This is a genomic window from Geomonas azotofigens (assembly GCF_018919395.1).
In the GTDB taxonomy this organism is placed as follows: Bacteria; Desulfobacterota; Desulfuromonadia; order Geobacterales; family Geobacteraceae; genus Geomonas; species Geomonas azotofigens.
In genome coordinates, this window is the sequence record NZ_JAHLME010000002.1 from 796,736 (window position 1) to 816,390 (window position 19,655).

Annotated in this window: 11 protein-coding genes; 3 read left to right on the top strand and 8 right to left on the bottom strand. The window is 66.1% G+C overall.

What is annotated here, in order from left to right; genetic code table 11:
* Nucleotides 1-48: 48 nt before the first annotated feature.
* From KOL99_RS08500 to KOL99_RS08520, 5 genes are all read right to left on the bottom strand, one after another.
* Nucleotides 49-3,480: an MCP four helix bundle domain-containing protein gene (locus tag KOL99_RS08500; protein ID WP_216510025.1), complete on the bottom strand. Its 3,432-nt coding sequence runs from the start codon at nucleotides 3,478-3,480 to the stop codon at nucleotides 49-51.
* A gap of 127 nt (nucleotides 3,481-3,607) precedes the next feature.
* The gene (locus tag KOL99_RS08505) at nucleotides 3,608-4,222 is read right to left on the bottom strand and encodes a CheR family methyltransferase (RefSeq protein ID WP_216510026.1); all 615 of its coding nucleotides are present in this window, start codon (nucleotides 4,220-4,222) and stop codon (nucleotides 3,608-3,610) included.
* 272 nt (nucleotides 4,223-4,494) lie between these two features.
* Nucleotides 4,495-6,108: an ammonia-forming cytochrome c nitrite reductase subunit c552 gene (locus KOL99_RS08510; protein WP_216510027.1), complete on the bottom strand. Its 1,614-nt coding sequence runs from the start codon at nucleotides 6,106-6,108 to the stop codon at nucleotides 4,495-4,497.
* Between the two features lie 439 nt (nucleotides 6,109-6,547).
* Nucleotides 6,548-8,185, bottom strand: coding sequence for an ATP-binding protein (locus KOL99_RS08515; protein WP_328760022.1), 1,638 nt, complete (start codon nucleotides 8,183-8,185; stop codon nucleotides 6,548-6,550).
* 85 nt (nucleotides 8,186-8,270) lie between these two features.
* On the bottom strand, nucleotides 8,271-8,648 hold the full coding sequence (locus KOL99_RS08520; RefSeq protein ID WP_216510029.1) for a DUF1294 domain-containing protein: 378 nt from the start codon (nucleotides 8,646-8,648) through the stop codon (nucleotides 8,271-8,273).
* A 432-nt stretch (nucleotides 8,649-9,080) separates the two neighbouring features.
* On the opposite strand from KOL99_RS08520, the gene KOL99_RS08525 reads away from it, so the two are divergent.
* Together KOL99_RS08525 and KOL99_RS08530 are read left to right on the top strand one after the other, a co-directional pair.
* Complete coding sequence (locus KOL99_RS08525; protein ID WP_216510030.1) at nucleotides 9,081-9,473, top strand: PilZ domain-containing protein; 393 nt, start codon at nucleotides 9,081-9,083, stop codon at nucleotides 9,471-9,473.
* Nucleotides 9,474-9,516: 43 nt separating this feature from the next.
* Complete coding sequence (locus KOL99_RS08530) at nucleotides 9,517-12,543, top strand: ABC transporter substrate-binding protein (protein ID WP_216510031.1); 3,027 nt, start codon at nucleotides 9,517-9,519, stop codon at nucleotides 12,541-12,543.
* On the opposite strand, the gene KOL99_RS08535 is transcribed toward KOL99_RS08530, so the two are convergent.
* From KOL99_RS08535 to KOL99_RS08545, 3 genes are read right to left on the bottom strand one after another with little or no spacing between them, the layout of a single operon-like run.
* On the bottom strand, nucleotides 12,540-13,214 hold the full coding sequence (locus tag KOL99_RS08535; RefSeq protein ID WP_216510032.1) for a potassium channel family protein: 675 nt from the start codon (nucleotides 13,212-13,214) through the stop codon (nucleotides 12,540-12,542). The genes KOL99_RS08530 and KOL99_RS08535 overlap by 4 nt on opposite strands.
* A 10-nt stretch (nucleotides 13,215-13,224) precedes the next feature.
* A complete protein-coding gene (locus KOL99_RS08540; RefSeq protein WP_216510033.1) occupies nucleotides 13,225-13,875 on the bottom strand; it encodes a potassium channel family protein in 651 nt (216 codons plus the stop codon).
* A complete protein-coding gene (locus KOL99_RS08545) occupies nucleotides 13,872-16,685 on the bottom strand; it encodes a cation-translocating P-type ATPase (protein ID WP_216510034.1) in 2,814 nt (937 codons plus the stop codon). The genes KOL99_RS08540 and KOL99_RS08545 overlap by 4 nt, the downstream gene beginning before the upstream one ends.
* Before the next feature lie 305 nt (nucleotides 16,686-16,990).
* Between KOL99_RS08545 and KOL99_RS08550 the strand changes: the two genes are divergently transcribed.
* A complete protein-coding gene (locus tag KOL99_RS08550) occupies nucleotides 16,991-19,600 on the top strand; it encodes a glycoside hydrolase family 15 protein (protein WP_216510035.1) in 2,610 nt (869 codons plus the stop codon).
* Nucleotides 19,601-19,655: the final 55 nt, after the last annotated feature.

Consider the following 19,655-nt stretch of genomic DNA (forward strand, 5'->3'; position numbering starts at 1 on the left):
CTTGGCGGTCCGGGCGGCGCGGAAATCGCCGCCCGGACCCGTTTCGTGCTAGAACCTCTCGAAGTCGCCGTCGCTGTCCATATCGGCCAGCATCAGGTCATGCCCCATGGCCTTCTTGGTCTGCGCGGCCGGCCTCTGCTTCAACTGCTTCACCTCGTTCTTGGTTGCCGACTTGGTGAGCTGCTTGGGCGCCGCCTGGTGCCCGCGCGCCACCATGTCAATCCTGAAGAAGGAGATGGTCGACTGCAGCTGCTCCGACTGCGAGGAAAGCTCCTCGGCGGTGGAGGCCATCTCCTCGCTGGCCGAGGCGTTTTGCTGGATCACCTGGTCCAGCTGCTGGATCGCCTTGTTGATCTGCTGGGCGCCGGTGTCCTGCTCCTTGCTGGAGGCGTTGATCTCCTGCACCAGCTCGGCCGTCTTCTGGATGTCGGGGAGGATGGCGGAGAGCATCTCACCGGCCCGCTCGGCGACCTCGACGCTGGTTATCGACAGCTCCGAGATCTCGCCCGCGGCGACCTGGCTCCTTTCGGCGAGCTTTCTCACCTCGGAAGCCACCACCGCGAACCCCTTGCCGTGCTCGCCGGCGCGGGCCGCCTCGATGGCCGCGTTCAGGGCCAGCATGTTGGTCTGGCGCGCGATCTCCTCGATGATGGAGATCTTGCCGGCGATGTCCTTCATCGCCTGCACCGTCTCGGCGACCGCCTTGCCCCCCTCCTTGGCGTCCTCGGCCGATTTCACCGCGATCTTCTCGGTCTGCTGCGCGTTGTCCGCGTTCTGCCTGATGTTGGCGCTCATCTCCTCCATGGAGGAGGAGGCCTCCTCGGCGGCGGCCGCCTGCTGCGAGGCACCCTCGGACATGGACTGGGCGTTGGCGGAGAGCTGGACGCTGCCGGAAGCGACGTTGTCCGCCGCCACCTTCACCTCGGTGACCACCTCGGTGATCTTGCCGACCATGGCGGAGAGGGCGTGGATCAGCTCGTCCTGGCTGCTTCTCTCCTTGAGGGAGACCATCAGGTTGCCGTTGGAGACCTCCTTGGCCGCGTCGGTGATCTTGTTGATCGCCTCGATCAGCACGTTCAGGTTGGTCTTGATCAGGTTGTACTGCCCCTTGTACTCGGTCACGATGGTCGGGGGCATGTCCCCCTTGGCGATGCGGTCGACGTAGTCCGCGGTCACCATGAGCGGGTTGACGATGTTGGTGACCGTGTCGTTCACGCCGGTGACGAGCTTGTGCCACCCCCCGACGAAGAGGGCGGCGTCGGCGCGCTTGTCCAGCTCCCCGTCGGCGGCGGCCTTGATGATGATGTCGGTCTGCTCGAGGAGCTCGTTCATCATCTTCACCACCGCGTTCAGGTTCTCCTTGATGATGTTGTACTGTCCCTTGTACTCGGTGACGATGGCGGGAGGGATGACCCCCTTGGCCACCTTGTCCACGTAATCCGCGGTCACCATGAGCGGGTTCACGATGTTGGTGACGATGTTGTTCACACCGACCACCAGCTCCTTCCATCCGCCGATGAAGAGGTCGGCGTTGGCGCGCTCGTCAAGCTGCCCGTCCGCCGCCGCCTTGACCACCTTGTTGGCCTCGATGAGCAGGTTGTTCATGATGTCGATGCAGTTGTTGAGGTTCAGCTTGATCTCGTTGAAGTCGCCGTTGTAGTTGTCGGTGATGCGCGGCGGGATATCCCCCTTGGAGATGCGGTCCACGTACTCGGCGGCCACGTTCAAGGGCCCGATCACCGCGTCCAGGGTATCGTTCACCCCCTGCACGATCTTTCTGAAGTCGCCCTCGTGTTTGCTCGCGTCGGCGCGGGTGGCGAGCTTGCCGGCCACCGCCGCCTCGGCGAGCATGTTCGCGTCGGCGATGAGCGCCTTCAGGTTCGCGCGCACCTGCTCGATGGTGTTGTTGATGAAGGCCTTCTTGCCCGGGAATTTCTCCAGTTCCGCCTCGAAGTTGCCGCGCCCGAACTCGGCGATGCAGGCCATCGCCTTCTTCTTGACGGCGATGTGGCCGTTCACCATGTTGTTCACGCCCGCGGCCATCTCGCGGTAGACCCCCTGGTAGTTCTCCGCGGCGATCTGCACGTCGATGTCGCCGAGGTCGTGCTGGGTCGACATGTTCTTCATGTCGGCGATGAGGGCGCCCAGGGTCTCGATGCAGACGTTCAGGTTGTTCTTGATCTCGTTGAAATCGCCGTTGTAGCTGTCGGTGATTTTCGGCGGGATGTCCCCCTTGGAGATGCGGTCCACGTACTCGGCGGCCACGTTCAAGGGTCCGATCACCGCGTCCAGGGTGTCGTTCACGCCGGTGACGATCTTTCTGAAGTCGCCCTGGTGCCTGGAGGCGTCGGCGCGGGTGGCGAGCTTGCCGTCCACCGCGGCCTGGGAAAGCATGCCGGCGTCGGCGACCAGCGCGTTCACCGCGTCGATGCAGACGTTCAGGTTGTTCTTGATCTCGTTGAAGTCGCCGTTGTAGCTGTCGGTGATTTTCGGCGGCACGTCTCCCTTGGAGATGCGGTCCACGTACTCGGCGGCCACGTTCAGGGGTCCGATCACCGCGTCGAGGGTGTCGTTCACCCCGGCCACCACCTTCTGGAAGTCTCCCTGGTGCTTTGAAGCGTCGGCGCGGGTGGCGAGTTTGCCGGCGATGGCCGCGTCGGAGAGCATGGAAGCGTCAACGACCAGCGCCTTGATGGAATCGACCATCTTCTGCATGGCGGCCATGACCGAGTCGCCGTGCACACCCTTCAGGTCTATAGTGACGCTCATGTCGCCCGCGGCCACGCGGTTAGCGACCTCGCCCACCTCCTTGGGATCGGCACCCAGTTGGCGCTGCACGATCCTCGTGATGAAGAGCCCGAGCCCGATGGCGAGAGCCATGCCCACCACGATCAGGACCAGCATGATTTTGGTGGCCGAGGTGGCCAGTTCTGCGTTGGAGTCGGCGGTGAGCTTCGCCTGCTTCAGCTTGGCGTCGACCAGTTTGTCGATGGCGTCCTGCTCCATCTTGGAGAACTTGGCGCCCTCGCCGGTCATGAGGGCGGTAGCCTCGTTGTCGCGGTTGGCGAGTGCCAGACGCACGATCTGGTCGATGATGGGCTCATAGCCGGCACGGGCCTGCTTGAACTCCTGGAACAGCTTGCGCCCCTCGTCGGTGAGGATGGTCTTCTCGAACTCGCCGGCGGCCTTGTCCAGTTCGCCGCGCAGCATCTTGACCCGGTCCACCTTGGCCTGCTCTTCCTGCGGCGTTTTCGCGGTGAGCAGGTCCCTTAAGTTGACGCGGATGCGCTGGAACGATGTGGAAACGTCCTGCAGGTGCGCGATCGGGATGGTGATTTTCTCGTACAGCTTGCTGTCGGCCGCCTCGATGTTGTGAATCTCCCGGATGCCGAAGTACCCGATCGCCCCCGCGATGACGGCTATCGCGATGAACCCCGTCATCAGCTTTGTCCCCAGCTTCAGATCGTAAAACCACTTCATGTCTGCCTCCTTGATTCCGCGTTATCGCCCGGCTACACGACCGCCACGGCGGTTTCCGTGTCGGCGCGGGGACTTGTCATTTCAGGTTTGCTGCGTTTTCAGCACCTCGACCAGGACCTGCCACAAATCATGGTGCCCCCCCGACCTTCTTGAACAGCTGCGCGTCCGGCACCACCTGCTCGAAGAGGTGGGCGACCTCAGGTGGCAGCTTCTGGGTGTTCTCGGTGGCCAGGTAGCCGCCGGGTGCGAGGGCCTGGTGGAACATCCTGAAGACCTCGACCCGCTCCTGGTACTGGAAATGAAGCAGCACGTTCTTGCACACCACCAGGCAGTAGTCGCCGCCGGGCGCTTTGAGTGAGAGGAGGTCGTGGTACTGGAAGTTGACCCGGTCGCGCAGAAGCGGCACCACCCGGTACTGGCCCGGCCGCTCCGCGGGTTCGAAATACTTGTTGAAAAGTTCGATGGGGGTGCGCTGCAGTTCGTCGTAGGGGTAGGTGCCCGCCTTGACCACGTCGCCGAAGTTGTTGGCGCTGTCGTAGTCGGTGGCGTCGATGCGCAGGTTCTTGAAGCCGAAGGAGTTCATCTTCTGGGCGAAGATCATGGCCAGCGTGTAGGTTTCCTGCCCGAGGGCGCAGCCGGCGTCCCAGACCTTGATGCGGCTTCGGCCGGTGGCGTAACCGATCATGTGATCGGCCGCGTACTCCAGTGTGGGCTGGTCGCGCATGAAAAACGTAAAGGCCATAGAACACTCCCGGCGAGAAAATAGATTTAGCGAAACAACCGCTACCATAACTCCCGCCAGTGACATTTATCGGAACCTCACTTCAATCCTTGAATCCCGTTTACGTTAACTGGATTATTTTATTTTAATGTCAGTACCGAGGGCCGCTTTTGTCAGTGCCCCAGCCGGCCGTGCCCGACAAAGAAGCTCCCTGACTGTGCCCGCGAACAAAGAAAGCCCCGTCTCCATGCGGAGGCGGGGCTTTCTTGTTTGCAGCGGTTACGGTCCGTCCGTTACTTCTTGGGCTCGTCCTTCTTGGCTACCGCCATGGCGTCGTTGAGGATCTTGACGCCCGCCTTGGAGGCGGCGATGGAGCCGGTCAGGGACTCGCGCGCCAGGTCGGGGTTGTGGAAGCCGTCCGAGTTCTCGGCGGTCCAGTATTCCCAGAGGACGTGCGCCTCTTCATGTTTCGCGCGCGCCTCGTCCAGGACGGTCGGGGCGACCCCCATGCGCTGCGCCGCGGCATAGGTGTCGATCAGCTGCCCGAGCCAGTACTCGGCCTTGCGCATCTTGCCCTTCACGTAGTTCTGCGCGGCGTCGATCTCGTAGCTCTTCTTGGCCACGCTGTCCTTCGGGTGGCAGGAAAGGCAGGCCTCCTTGACGTGGTTCTTGGGACGGATCACGCCGTGCGAGGAGAACTTCTTGCCGTTTTTGTCCTTCTTCTGCGGCATGTGGCACTGGTGGCACTGCACGCCCGCCTTGTCGTGGACGCTCCCCGCGTAGGTCTCGGCTTCCGGGTGCTGGAACTTGATCAGGCGCGCGCCGGTCACGGCGTGCTTGAAGTCGAAGAAGTTGAGATCCTGGTAGTGCTTTAAAAGCTGCAGCGAGTTCTTGAGCGGGAAGTGGTTGGTGCGCAGGTCGTCGTACTTCACCGGCTTGCCGTCGCTCCACTGGGTCCCCGCGTTGCAGTTGTACTCCACGTGGCACTGGGCGCACATCATCCTGGAGTCGGTCTTCTGCATGATGCCGATCTTCCTGAAGCCGCGGAAGTCGATCACCTTGAGGTCGGTGGCGCCGTTTTTGGCGAAGATGTTCCCCTTGGGGTCACGCTCGATGGCCTGGATCAGCGCGTCGCGCACCACGCGCGGCTGGGTGCCGTGCGGGTCGTGGCAGTGCACGCAGCCAAGCGGGTTGTTGGTGTCCTTGGCCACGTCGACGATGTTGGAGGTGCGGTCCCACTTCGCCTTGGGATCCTTGTCACCCATGAACTTCCATTTCAGGAGGTGGTCGGAGGTCTTGCACTGGATGCAGGTCGGGTTGCCGGCCATGGCGGTTTCCGGGAGCTTCTTGCCGGTGTCGGTCAAGACGTCCCAGGTCTTGCCGGTGGAGGTGACCCCCTGCCACCCTTTCTTGTACTGGAAGCGGCCGCCCTGGAAGCGGTCCACCGCGAACTGGTCGATGACCATGAAGGCGTGGCCGCGCGGCTCATCGTGCTCGAAGGTGAAGCCGTGCCCGGCGAGGAGCTTGTCCTGCATCGGCGAACGCCCGGTCGGGGTCCCCTTCTCCTTCCTGGCGGCCGCCTCGTAGTTCACCTCGAAGAAGCTGTCGTACTGCGCCTTGTGGCACTTGCCGCACAGCGCCTGGTCGATCACGGTGACCGGCTTGTTCTTCTCCGGATCGCTCATGTGGGCGTCCAGCTTGTCGTGGCACACCTTGCAGGAGAGCTTGGCGTGCTTGGACCCCTCCTTGAGCGCCTTCACCTCGTCGTGACAGTCGTAGCACTTGGCCCTGCCGTCGTTGGCGACCTGCACCGGCTTGCTTTTGGCCGCCGTGGTCAGGGCGGGGATCGACAACAGCGCGATCGCCCCGGCAATTGCAGCGGTAACAGCCACATTCTTCTTGAGCATCGTTTTCCTCCTCTTGTAGTGTATGGATTTCCGGCCCATTACGCCGATTGCAGCCTGCTGTGGACGGCCAAAACGCGCCCCATTCATGCACGAAACGCCGGGGAAAATATTTGACGGAAGTCAATTTTCGAAAGAAAGTGTATGTGTAAAAGAAATGAAAAGGAATTAACCTTTAAATTGGTCGGATTGGTGACTGGCGACGCGAAACCGTATTGAGTGTAGCGCCTGAATTGATTGATGCAACATGGGGAGGAAGCCGCGTCGTCAGGAGTAATGACAGTGGGGACGATTTTTAAGACAGTATAAAGGGAAGTTGAGCCAATTCTCTACCGTGTCGAAGGTGGCGGAAGCCCGAGCGGAGGCCCTAGCTCAAGGGGCCGGAAAAACCACGACCGGGGAAGCGGCAGGGGGAAGCCGGGCCCGGGAGGGCGGCGCGGCATCATGCCGACGGCGCCTGCCCCGCCAGAGACAGGGCCTTACGCAGCGTCCCGAGCAGCTCCTCGGGCTTGACCGGCTTCTGCAGGTAGGCGCCGCCGCCGCAAAGGCCCCGCTCGGACATGACGTCGGCGGGATAACCGCTCATGAAGATGACCGGGAGTTCCGGCGCCAGCTGCCGCACATGCTCGCTGAGCTCCCTGCCGTTCATGCGCGGCATGATCACGTCGCTTAACAGCACCTGCACGCTCTGCTGGTTTTCCCGGTACAGCTCCAGGGCCTCGTGGCCGTTGCGGGCGGTGATCACGCGGTAGCCGTGGCGCTCCAGGAGCACCCGGGTCATGTCGCGCACGTTCTCTTCGTCCTCGGCCAGGAGCACGGTGCCGCTCCCCGCGCTCAAGCCCCCCTCGCTCTCCCCGCGCTCACCGCTTGGGCGCCCGGCGGCCAGGGGGAGGTAGATGCGGAAGGTGGTGCCGGTCCCCGGCTCGCTCTGCATGCGGATCGCCCCGTTGTGCATCTTGATGATGCCGTAGCTGGAGGAGAGTCCGAGGCCGGTCCCCTTCCCCACCTCCTTGGTGGTGAAGAAGGGCTCGAAGACCCGCTCCTGCACCTCCTTTTCCATCCCGGTGCCGTTGTCGGAGACGGTGATCACGGCGTAGCGGCCGGCGGCGATTTCCTCCTCCTCAAGGTCCGCGGTCCCGGTCGAGATATCGAGGATCCCCCCTCCGGGCATGGCGTCGCGGGCGTTGACGGCGAGGTTGATCAGCACCTGCTCCAGCTGCCCCCGGTCGGCCACGCAGCAGAGCTCGGCCCCGGAGATGTGCACCACGAGCTCGATCTCCTCGCTGATCAGCCGCGACAGGCTCTTGTGCAGCTCCGCCACCAGCTGGTTCAGGTCCACCGTCTCCAGGTGCACCTCCTGCTTGCGGCTGAAGGCCAAAAGGCTCCGGGTCATCTCCGCGGCCCGCTCCACCGAGAACAGTATCTCCTCCGCCATGGCCGCGGCTTCGTTTTGCTCACCGTTGATCTGGATCAGCGAGGCGTAGCCCGCGATCACGGTGAGGATGTTGTTGAAGTCGTGGGCGATGCCGCCGGCCAGGGTGCCGATCGCCTCCATTTTCTGCGACTGCCGCAGCTGCTCCTCCAAGAGTTTGCGCTCGCTGATGTCCTTGATGAGGCAGGCGACCCGCTCGACGCGGTCGCCGTCGAAGATGGGGGAGAAGGTGACCAGGAGGTCGCGCCTTCCCTTGTCGACGTAGTGGTGGCTGTCCTCGTAACTCAGCTCGTTGCCGGCGAAGCAGGCGTCGATGTGCGGCTTGACCCGGGCGAAGGTCTCCGCCCCGATCACCTCGGGGAGGGTGCGTCCGATCAGGTCCGGGAACCGGCTTTTGCGGCACTCGCGGTAGGCCTCGTTGGCCATGAGGTAACGGTAATCGCGATCGAAGACGTAGATGAGGTCGCGGGTGCACTCGAAGACTTTGCGGTATTCCATGAGCCGCTGCTGGGCGCGGTTCAGCTCCTCGACCTTCTGCTTGAGGGTCCGGTTCACCAGCACCAGTTCCTGGTACAGCGACCGCTGCTCCCCCCGCGCCGGGTAGGAGAACATCCCGTATTCCATCGCTTGCTGATCCGAACCTGACACCATCCCTCCACGATCTTCATTGCATTAAAGTGAAACGGCAGGGGGCCGCGCCCGGCGCCCGGACCGACCGCGGCGTTCGCCGCCCTTACCCCCCCGGGCGCCCCCAGGCGTAGAGGGCGAGCGCCGCCGAGTTGGCCAGCGCGGTGAGCCGGAAGGCGAGCTGGAAGGAGCGCTTGCGCGACTTGTGGTGCAGCAGGTGCTGCGCCAGGACCGCGCCCGGCCACCCTCCCAAGAGCCCCGCCAGGTGCAGGGTCCGCTCCCGGATCCTGCGTCCCCCGCGCAGCGCGGCATGCTTGTCCGCCGCGTAAAGGAGAAAGGCGCACAAGCTCAGCAGCAGGTAGCCGCCAAGCAGCGACATCGACAGGAGCTCCAGCCGGACCAGCGCGCAGAGCAGCAGCGAAAAGGCCGCCCCCCACAGAAGGGAGGGTGGCTGCTGGTGCTCTCTTGCCTCGGCGTATCCCATCGACGGTGCTCCAGTTGGCAGGGCGGTCAATCAAACAGTTTCGGTTAAAAGCGTCGTCCGCGGTCGGTACACCGGACGGTAAGGTGGGTAAAAATGGGGAGCCCGGCTCACTGTGGGAGAGATAGACAGGCCAGGGTACTTATACAAGAAGGGCCAGCCAGATTCAAGCACTATCGCGGCAGTTCTTAATCAACCGCCACTCAAGAAGAGAGGGGGGCTGACACCACCATCTCCTGGCGTTTTGTAAGACAAAACCATAGCGAAAAACTTTCATATCATGGCATAATACTAACGCTCGACGAGGTGATTGCCTCACGCGCAGGTCTCACAGTGTGGCGTACAAGCTTCTTGCGAAAAGTTCTCAAGGGCGGGAAGGTTCTTTCCGATGATGAAACTGAACACTTCATCCTGTTTGGCAAAGGTCAGCACCCTATGACAGAGCTGCGACAGTTTTATCGTGCCCCCTCCTCGAAAAAGGTGGAACTGGTGCACCACGGCGAGTGCCTCACCGGCGTCCTGGAGAACATCTCGTTCAACGGGGCGCTGCTCCACCTGCGCGACGCAGCGGCACTTTCCGGAGGGACCGGGTGCCTGCTGCGCATCCATCTCGACCCCGACCCCGACCCACGCCCCCCCCTGCAGATCTGGACCGAGGTGGTGCACGGCGACCGCGAGCTGCTCGGCGTCAAGTTCGTGGACCACGACGTCGACGGCAGCGGCTGCATCGCCTTGTTGATGGAGCTGATGCGCGAGGAGCCCGACCAGGACCAGGACGACCTGGACCGCATCCGCGGCTACCTGGCCGACTACTGCAACACACCGTGACCCCGCGCCCACGCGCCGCCGCACCGCTGACGAGGAACGCACCATGAAACCTGCCCAACGAGCCACGCGCACGGGGTGGAGCGTCCTGCTCGCGCTGTCCCTGTTGCTCGCGCTCGCGCACCCAGCCCTCGCGCTCGAACGCGCCACCCTCCAGCTCAAGTGGCTGCACCACTTCCAGTTCGCCGGCTATTACGCCGCGCTGGACAAGGGGTACTACCGGGAAGCCGGGCTCGACGTCACCATCCGCGAGGGGGGCCCCGACGTCGAGGTCGAGGACGCGGTCACCTCGGGGCGCGCCGACTTCGGGGTGGGGACCTCCGCGCTTTTGCTGCACCGCGCCCACGGCGACGACCTCGTCGTGCTCGGCCAGATCTTCCAGCACTCCCCCGCCATCCTGCTCACCCCGCGCAAGACCGGCATCCACACGGTGGCCGACATGAAGGGTCGCCGCTTCATGTACTCCAACCAGCACGGCGACATGCTTACCCTGCTCAAGAACAACGGCATCGAGGAGAAGGACATCGTCAAGGTGGAGCACCGCGGCGACGCCCGCGACCTCATAGCCGGCAAGGCCGACGTGATGATGGCCTACAGCTTCAACGAGCCCTACATCCTGGAGCAGGCGGGCGAACCGTACCTGGTCTTCTCCCCGCTCACCTACGGCATCGACTTCTACGGCGACAACTTCTTCACCACCCGCGCCAACATCGCCTCCCGTCCCGCGCTGGTGAAGTCCTTCCGGGAGGCGACCCTCAAGGGGTGGCGCTACGCCCTCACCCACAAGGAGGAGATCGCCGACCTCATCCTGGCCAAGTACTCCCGGGAACGCAGCCGCGCCTGGCTCCTCTTCGAGGCGAACCAGATGGAGGGGCTGATCCAGCCCACCCTGGTCGAGCTCGGTTACCAAAGCCCCACCCGCTGGCGCCACATCGCCGACACCTTCGCCAGCATGGGGATGCTTCCCGAAGGCTTCGATCCCTCCGGCATCATCTACGATCCGGGGCCCCGCGGGAGCTACGGCCTCCTTCTGGGCGCGTTGCTGCTCAGCACCGCGGTCATCGCCATCCTGTGCGCCATCGTGATGAAGTTCCGGCAGTTGAACGCGACCCTCAAGGCGGAGGTCGGTGAGCGGATGGCCGCCGAAAAGGCGCTCAAGGAGAGCGAGGAGCAGCTCAGGGTGACCTTCGAGACCTCGCAGGCCGGCATCATCATGGTCGACCCGCAGGGGATCATCCGCTTCGCCAACAACCGCATGGCCGAGATGTTCGGCTGCACCATGGACGAACTGGTGGGCTCAAGCTATACGAGTCACCTGCACCCGGACCAACAGGAGACCGGCACCGAACTGATGCGCCGTCTCATGTCCGGCGAGGTGAAGGGGACCTCCACCGAGCGCCACTACCTGTGCGGCAAGGAGGGGCACTTCTGGGGCTACCTTTCCGGCCGAAGGCTCGAGGCGCCGGACGGGACGCTGCGGGCCCTGGTGGGGATCATCTCCGACATCACCGACCGGATCGAGGCGGAGCAGGCGCGCGGCAAGGCGCTCATGCTGGTCGAGACGCTCCTGGCCCAGTCCCCGATGGGGATCGTCGTTTTCGACGGGGAGACCGGCACCTGCATCCGGGCCAACCAGGCCGCTGCCGAGATCACCGGCGGCAGCGTGACCGAAATGCTGCGGCAGAACTTCAGGGAGCTCTCCTCATGGCATGGGGAGGGGGGGATGCTGGAACAGGCGCTGCTGGTCCTCTCCGACGGCACGCCGCGAACCCTGGAGCGGGAGCTGCACTCCACGTTCGGCAAGGCCCTTACCCTGCGCTGCTACATGGCCCGGTTCCAGGTCGAGGAGAGGGCGCACCTTTTGGTGATGGTGCAGGATATCACCGAGGAGAAGCGTCTCGACCGCGAGAACAAGCGCATCGAGGCGCAGATGCTCAACATGCAGAAACTGGAGAGCCTGGGGGTCCTGGCCGGCGGCATCGCCCACGACTTCAACAACATCCTGACCGGCATCGTCGGCAACATTAGCTTCGCCCAGATGGTGCTGGAAAAGGAGCACAAGGCCAAGGGACCGCTGGGCAAGGCGGAAAAGGCCTGCCAGCGGGCGGCGGAGCTGGCGGGGCAGCTCCTCACCTTCGCCCGCGGCGGCCAGCCCATCAAGAAGGTCTTCTCGGTGAAGCAGCTGGCCGGGGAGTCGCTCTCCCTGGTGCTGCGGGGCACCAACGTCAAGGGGAGGATCGAGATAGCGGACACGCTCGACATCGTCGAGGCGGACGAAGGGCAGATGAACCAGGCCTTCAACAACATCATCATCAACGCGGTGCACGCCATGCCCGGCGGCGGCACGCTGACCATCACCGGGAGAAACGAGGTCATGGCACCGCAGAACCGGCTCGGGCTCGCGCCGGGGCACTACGTGCGGCTCGACTTCAGGGACGAGGGGTGCGGCATCGCCGAGGGCGATCTGAAGAAGATCTTCGACCCCTACTTCACCACCAAGACCAGCGGCACCGGCCTCGGGCTCGCCTCGACCCACTCCATCGTGACCAGGCATGGCGGCGTGATCCTGGCCGACTCGACCCCCGGGCGGGGGACCACCTTCACCATCTACCTCCCCTCGCTCGGCCAGAGCGCCGCCGAACTCGCCAAGGAGCGGGATACCGGGCACGTCCCCGCCGGGGGGGGCAGCGTGGTGGTGATGGACGACGAGGAGCTGATCCGGGACCTCACCGGCGCCATGCTCGAGCAGTTGGGCTACACCCCGACCACCTGCTGCGAGGGGAGCGAGGCGGTGGAGTTGTACCGCGCGGCGCGGCAAAAGGGGGAGCGGTTCGACGCCGTGATCATGGACCTGACCATTCCCGGCGGGATGGGAGGGAAGGAGGCGGCGCGGCGCATCCTGGAGCTGGACCCGGCGGCCTGCCTCATCGTTTCCAGCGGCTACTCCAACGACCCGGTGATGTCCGAGTACCGGGAACACGGCTTTTGCGCCACGCTCACCAAGCCCTACACCGTCAAGGAGGTGGCGCGGGTGCTGCGCGAGGTGCTCCCGGCGCAGCCGGCGCAAGGCTAGCTCCCTTCAGCCCCCCCCAAAAGAGCCGACAGCTTCGGGATCTCCCGGGCGTGCGCCAGCGCCAGCACCTCGTCCCCCGACTCCAAGACCAGGTTCCCGCGCGGCACGATCAGCCGCCCCCCCCGGATCACCGCGGCGATGACGCTCTCGGCGGGAAGGGCCAGCTCCATGATGGAGCGCCCGGCCGCGCCGGAGCGGGGATGCACCTTCACCTCCACCAGCGAGTACTCCCCCTTCCTGAGCTTCAAAAGGGTGATCATCTCCCCCAGCGACATCTCCTCGGCGATCAGGTGGGAGAGTATGTCCGCCTGGTTCAGCGCGACGTCCACGCCGAGCTTGGGGGTGAACAGCCAGAGGTGCTTCGGGTCGTTCACCCGCGCGATGACCCGGCGCACCCCGAACTCGGCGTGCGCGAGACTTGCCACCACCAGGTTCGCCTCGTCCGTCCCGGTGACCGCCGCCACCGCGTCCGCCTCGCGCACACCCGCCCGTTCCAGCACGCCCGGATCGCAGCCGCTCCCCTCCAGCACCCCCACCCCGTCCAACTCCCGGGACAGTTCCCGGCAGAGCTCGCGCCGCTCCTCCACCAGGAGCACCCGCATTCCCGCCCCGGACAGAAGCCGCGCCAGGTGCGCGCCGACCTTGCCACCGCCAACGATGATCACGAACATGGCGCCCTCCTTATACCAGGCCGAGCAGGTGCTTCAGCCGGGCCGAAGACGAGGTGAGCAGGGCCAGGTGCACCTGGTCCCCGTGCTGGAACAGCGTCCCCGGCGTCGGGATGAGGGTCCGTCCCTGCCTGGTGACGGCGACCACCATGATCTCCCCCATCAGGGTGAGTTCCTGGACGCCGCGCCCGGCCAGAAGCGGCGGCAGCTCGACCTGCACCAGCTCCACCTCCCCCGCGCCCAGGCTGCGCACCTGCTCCACCGGCGAGTAGCACAAGAGCTCGATGATGCGCCCCACCCCCCAGGTCACGTGCGAGATGGTGGGGATCCCCAGGCGCCGGTAGGACTCGGCCTTGCCCGGGTCGTAGAGCCTCGCCACCACGCGGGGCACCCGGAACAGGAGCCTCGCCGCCCGCGCGCTCACCGCGTTCACCTCGTCGCTGGCGGTGAGCGCGGCCAGGGCGTCGGCGCTCTCGATCCCGGCGCGCAGCAGCGCCTCCCGGTCGAACCCCATGCCGACCACCCGGCTCCCGGCAAAGGAGGGGGGGAGCCGCTCGAAGGCGCCCTCGTCGCGGTCCACCACCGCCACCCGCATGCCGCGCCCGGCGAGCGCCTCGGCGAGCGCCGCCCCAAGCCTGCCGCACCCGATCACTATCACCTTCATGATGCACCTCCGGAACCCCGCTTCGCCTCCCGTCGCCGCAGCCACCACTTGCGCGCCTCCTCGGCGAGGAACAGCAGCACGGGATAGCAGGCGATCACCCCCCAGAAACGCGGAGGCAGCGCCGCCACCTCGAAGAGGCGCTGCAGGGGGGGGAGATAGATCAGGGCGAGACAGAAAACAAGCTGGAACGCGACGCCGGCCACGAGGAAGCGGTTGGCGAACAGCCCGATGCGCAGGACGGAGAGTCGCTCGCTGCGGCAGCACCAGGCGTTGCCCGCCTGGGCCCCGATCACGCCGGCGAAGAACATGGTGCTCGCCAGCACGTAAACGGCGCCGTCGGGGGAGGCGAGGCGCTCCTGGTAGGGGAGGAGATCGGGACGCGGCAGGTGCAGCAGGTCGGTGTAACCGTAGCTTCGGTACAAAAGGAAAAAGCCCCCAAGGCACAAGAGCGCCATCAGCGTCCCGAGCCAGAGGAGAGCCCGGGAGAGCAGCGCCCAGTTCACCAGGCGCTCGTCGCGGGGGCGCGGCGGCCGTTCCATGATCCCCGGCTCCGGCGGCTCCGTGCCCAGGGCCAGCGCCGGCAGGATGTCGGCCCCGAGGTCGATGGCGAGCACCTGCATCACGGTCAGGGCCAGCGGCACGTTCAGGGTTATCTGCAGGATGAAGGGCCAGGCCTCCGTCATGTTGCTGGTGAAGATGTAGGTGACGAATTTCCGTATGTTGGCGTAGACGGCGCGCCCCTCCTCGATGGTGTTGACGATGGAGGCGAAGTTGTCGTCCAAAAGGATCATGTCGGCCGCCTCCTTGGCGACGTCCGTGCCGGCAAGCCCCATGGCGACGCCGATGTCCGCCCTCTTGAGGGCCGGCGCGTCGTTGACGCCGTCGCCGGTGACCGCCACGATCTCGCCCCGTTTTTGCAGCGCGCTCACCACCCGCAGCTTGTGCTCGGGGGAGACGCGGGCGAAGATCACCTCCCCGGACAGGACCCGGTCCAGGGCCGGTTCATCCATGGCGTCGAGTTCCGCCCCGCTCACCACCAGGCAGGGGTCCGCCGGCCCGAGCACCCCGATGCGCCGGGCCACGCTCTCGGCGGTAAGGCCGTAGTCACCGGTCACCATCACCACCCTGATCCCGGCGCTGTGGCACTTGCGCACCGCGCTCGCCACCTCGGGACGGGGAGGATCGTTCATGGCCACCAGGCCGAGCAGGGTGAGCTCCCGCTCCACCTCCCCCGCCGTGTATGCCGGGATCTCCCGCGGCACCCTGCGCTCGGCGACCGCGAGCACGCGGTACCCCTGGCGCGCGTAGGCGTCCACCTGCCCGAGCACCTCGGCCACCAGGGGGGGATCCAGCGGCGACGTGCTCCCGTCCCGGGCGACCGCGCAGCAAAGGGCCACCACCTCGGCCGGCGCCCCCTTCACGAAGGCCGTCTCCCCCTCCCCCTCGCGGTGCACGCTGGTCATCCTCTTGCGCTCTGAATCGAAGGGGATTTCCCTCAGCCGGGGGAGGAGGGCCACCTGCGCCTCCGGGTCCACCCCCCCCTTGCGCGCGGCCACGAGGAGCGCCCCCTCGGTCGGGTCGCCGATGATGCGCCACGGCTCCCCATCCCCCTGGGGTTGGACGAGCCGGGCGTCGTTGCACAGAGCCGCCGCGGTGAGTAACCGTGCCAGGGTGGCCGAGGCGTTGCCCCCCCCGATGGTCCCGGTCGGGGCGTACCCCACCCCGGAGACCTCCCGCGCGGCGCCGTCAACCCAGACCTCGCGCACCGTCATCTCGTTCTGGGTCAGGGTCCCGGTCTTGTCAGTGCAGATCACGGTGCAGCAGCCAAGGGCCTCCACCGAGGACAGTTTTTTGACCAGGGCGTTTTGCTTCGCCATGCGCTGCACCGCCATGGCCAGGGACAGGGAGACCGTCGGGAGCAGCCCTTCCGGCACGAACGCGACCACCATGCCGACGGCGAAGATGAAGCCAACGTGCGGCTCGCGCCCCAGCACCCCCACCGAAAGCACCAAAAAGAGCGTCCCGATCGCCAGCGCCAGCGCGGTCACCACCCGGGTCATCCGGTCTATCTCGATCTGCAGCGGCGACGGGGTCTCCGGGGTTGCCGTGGTGAGGTGGGCGATGCGGCCGAACTCGGTGCGCATCCCGGTGGCGCAGACGACCGCGCTGCCGGTCCCGGCGACCGCTGAGGTACCGGCGAAGATGAGGTTGGGGAGTTCCGTGCGGGAAAGGGGCTGCCCGGGGAGCGGGTCGGCGCTCTTGCGCGCGGGATGCGCCTCGCCCGAGAGCGTGGACTGGTCCACGCGCAGGTCCCACTCCTCGATGACCCGCGCGTCGGCCGAGATGCGATCCCCGGGGCTCACCCGGACCAGGTCGCCGGGCACCAGCTCTCGCGCCGGCACCTGCCGTTCGACCCCGTCCCGCAGGACCGTCGCCTGGGCCGGCAAAAGCCGCTGCAGCGCCGCGACCGCCTGCTCGGCGCGGAACTCCTGCCAGAAGGAAAAAACGGCGTTGATGAAGACGACGGCCCAGATGGCGATGGCGAGCTGTGGCATGCCGCCCAGCCAGGCCATGGCGCCGCCACCCCAAAGCAGCAGCGCCATGGGGTGGCTGAAGTCGGCCAACAGTTTGCGGTAGAGGGGTTTCCCCGCGGCGGCGCGGATGGTGTTGGGGCCGTCGCGCTCGAGCCGGGCGGCGGCCTCCGCGGAGGAGAGCCCGGCGGCGGAGGTCCCAAGCGCAGCCAGTACGTCCGGCACCGGGAGTTCGTGCCAGGGGTGGTCATCGTGCTGCTGGTTTAGGGTACCGTTCATGGTCACGCCCCGGCCACCGCGGTTGGCGGGCCGAGATCACAAGGACATGTCACCGAAAAGCCGACGCTTCAACTGTAATAGCAATTAGAAGGGAGTCAAACCCGGACTCATGTGAAAAGGCCTCCGGAAGCGGCAGGGGGAAGCTCCGGCCCGGGCGGATTCCGGCCCAGGCCCGCCCCGGGCCTCGCCATCTCACATGAGCCTCGGCGCCGCGCAGTAAAATTTGTGATTTTTAATTTCACTCGGTTATACTGCACCAATGTGTCCGCGGCAGCCGGGGCGCACATGAGGGACCAGGGGGGGCGATGAGCAACGGCATCAGTGATTACGGCATAATCGGCAACCTGCAGTCGGTGGCGCTGGTGGGGCGCGACGGCGCCATCGACTGGCTCTGCCTGCCGCACATCGATTCCCCGAGCGTCTTCGCGGCGCTCCTGGACCGGGACCGGGGCGGCACCTTCTCCATCACCCCTGAAGGGGAATGGGATTCCACCCACTCCTATCTCGATGACAGCAACGTCCTCACCGCGCGCTTCCGCACAGGAAGCGGCAGCTGCACCCTCACCGACTTCCTCACCCTCCCCCAGCCCGAGGGGGAGGACGGACTGCGCGACTTCGTGCTGCTGCGCCTGATCAAGGTCGACAGCGGCCGCATCAGGCTCCGGGTCCGGTTCTCCCCCAGGTTCGACTACGGCCGCGTCACGCCGGAACTGGTGCCCTATCCCGGACGCGGCGTGGTGGCCCGCGGCGGCGACACCGGCGTCACCCTCTCCTGCACCGGCGAGCTCTCGGTCAAAGGGGGCGATGCCGAGGGGATCTGGGACCTGGGCCAGGGTGACCGGGCGGTGCTCCGGCTGCACTTCGGGACGAGCGAGCCCGATCCGGTTTCCGAAGGGAGGGCCGAGCACCTCCTGGTGGAGACCCTCGCCTTCTGGCGCGACTGGCTGCACAAAAGCGGCACCGGCTTTTTCAACGAGCTCGGTCCGCACCGGGTCCCGGTGATCCGCTCCCTCCTGGTGCTGAAACTGCTCTGCTTCGAGCCGCAGGGGACCATGGCCGCGGCGGCCACCACGTCGCTCCCCGAGGAGATCGGCGGGATGCGCAACTGGGACTACCGCTACTCCTGGGTGCGCGACACCGCCATGGCGCTCACCGCGCTTTTCGAGGTGGGTCACTTCGACGAGGTGCAGAGTTACCTTGGGTGGCTGGAGGAGGTGATCCTGAAGAGCAGGAGAAACGAGCTGCAGGTGATGTACCGCATGGACGGTACCGGCAGGCTGGAAGAATACGAGCTGCCGCACCTGCAGGGGTACCGCGGCTCCGCGCCGGTGCGCATCGGCAACCAGGCCTCCTCCCAGAAGCAGTTCAGCATCTACGGCCATGTCCTGATCGCGGCCCACCTGGCGCTGAGCCGCGACCGCGGCAGCGCCCCCGAGATGTGGCAGGGGCTTAGCCTCATGTGCGACTTCGCGCGGGACCACTGGCGCGAGGCCGACTGGAGCATCTGGGAGATACGGGGCGAGCCCAGGCACTACGTCCACTCCAAGTCCATGTGCTGGGTGACCCTGGACCGCGGTCTGCGCATCGCCCGGCACCTCGGGCTTCCCCCCGGCGAGGGGTGGGAGGGGGCGCGCGGCGAGATCGAGAGCGAGGTGCTGTCGCGCGGCTGGAGCGCCACCCGGCAGGCCTTCACCATGTGCTACGACAGCGACACCCTGGACGGCAGCGCGCTGCTCATGTCCATCAGCGACTTCATCCCCTACGACGATCCCCGCATGCTCGCGACGGTGGAAGCGTTGCGCATGGACCTCGCCGAGGACGGCTTTCTCTACCGCTACCGCGCCGACGACGGTCTCCCCGGGCGCGACGGCACCTTCCTCGCCTGCACGCTGTGGCTCATCACCAACCTGGCCAAGCAGGGGGAGATCGAGGAGGCGGACCTCCTCTTGGGGCGGGTCAACCAGGTGGGGGGGCACCTCCATCTCCTGGCGGAGGAGTACGACCCGCTGTGGCGGGAACAGCTGGGGAACTTCCCGCAGGCGTTCAGCCACGAGGCCTACATCGTGGCGGCCACCTCGCTCGCCAACGCCAAGGCCGACGAGCGGCGCAGGCCCGAGCGCCCGGAACTGTTCATCCCCGGGGCGCCGCACCCGGCGGCGGCCGCCACCCCGGAGGAGCTGGCCGACCTGCTGGCCGAGGTGGCCCGCGATCACGCCCAGGAGGGTCACCCCGACTACAGCGGGCTCGCCGCGGCCGGGATGCGGCAGAAACTCGCCGAGGCACTGTCATCGCTGGCCGCCTTCGACCTGGAAGGGGTGCGCGAGATCCCCGGGCAGACGAGCTTCTGGTGCAACCTGCACGCCCTGGTGGTGATCCACGCCGTGCTCGCGCTCGAACCGCGGGTGTCGGTGAAGGAGGTCCCCAAGTTCTACCGCAAGGCGGGGTGCCGCATCGGCCGGGAGGAGTTCAGCGCAGAGGCGATCCTGCACGGCGTCCTGCGCGGCAACCGCCCGGCGCCGGGATGGCTCCTCCCCCCCTTCCCCCCCGGCGACCCGCGCCTGCGCCGCTCCATCCGCCCCAGCGACCCGCGGGTCCTGTTCGCGGTCCACACCGCCACCGCCTCGTCCCCGCCGATCACCGTCCTCACTCCGGCGACCCTGGAGGCGGAGCTCTCGTCGGCGCTGCGGCGCTATCTCGGGCGGGAGGCGCGGCTGGACCTGGCGGAGAGGAAACTGGTGCTGCCGCGCATCTTCAAGTGGTTCGACGATCCGGGGAGGACGGCCCACGACGTGGCGGTATTCGTCGCCGGCTACACCGATGCCGACACCGCCCGAGAGATCAGGGAACATCCGGAATCGTTCCACATCGAGTACGCGGAGTACGACTGGCGGCTCGCGGCGCCGCGGCGGCGCTGAGAGCGAAGTGCGTTTGCGGCGGCGCCGGTTGCAAACGGCCTTGCCGCGGGAGGAA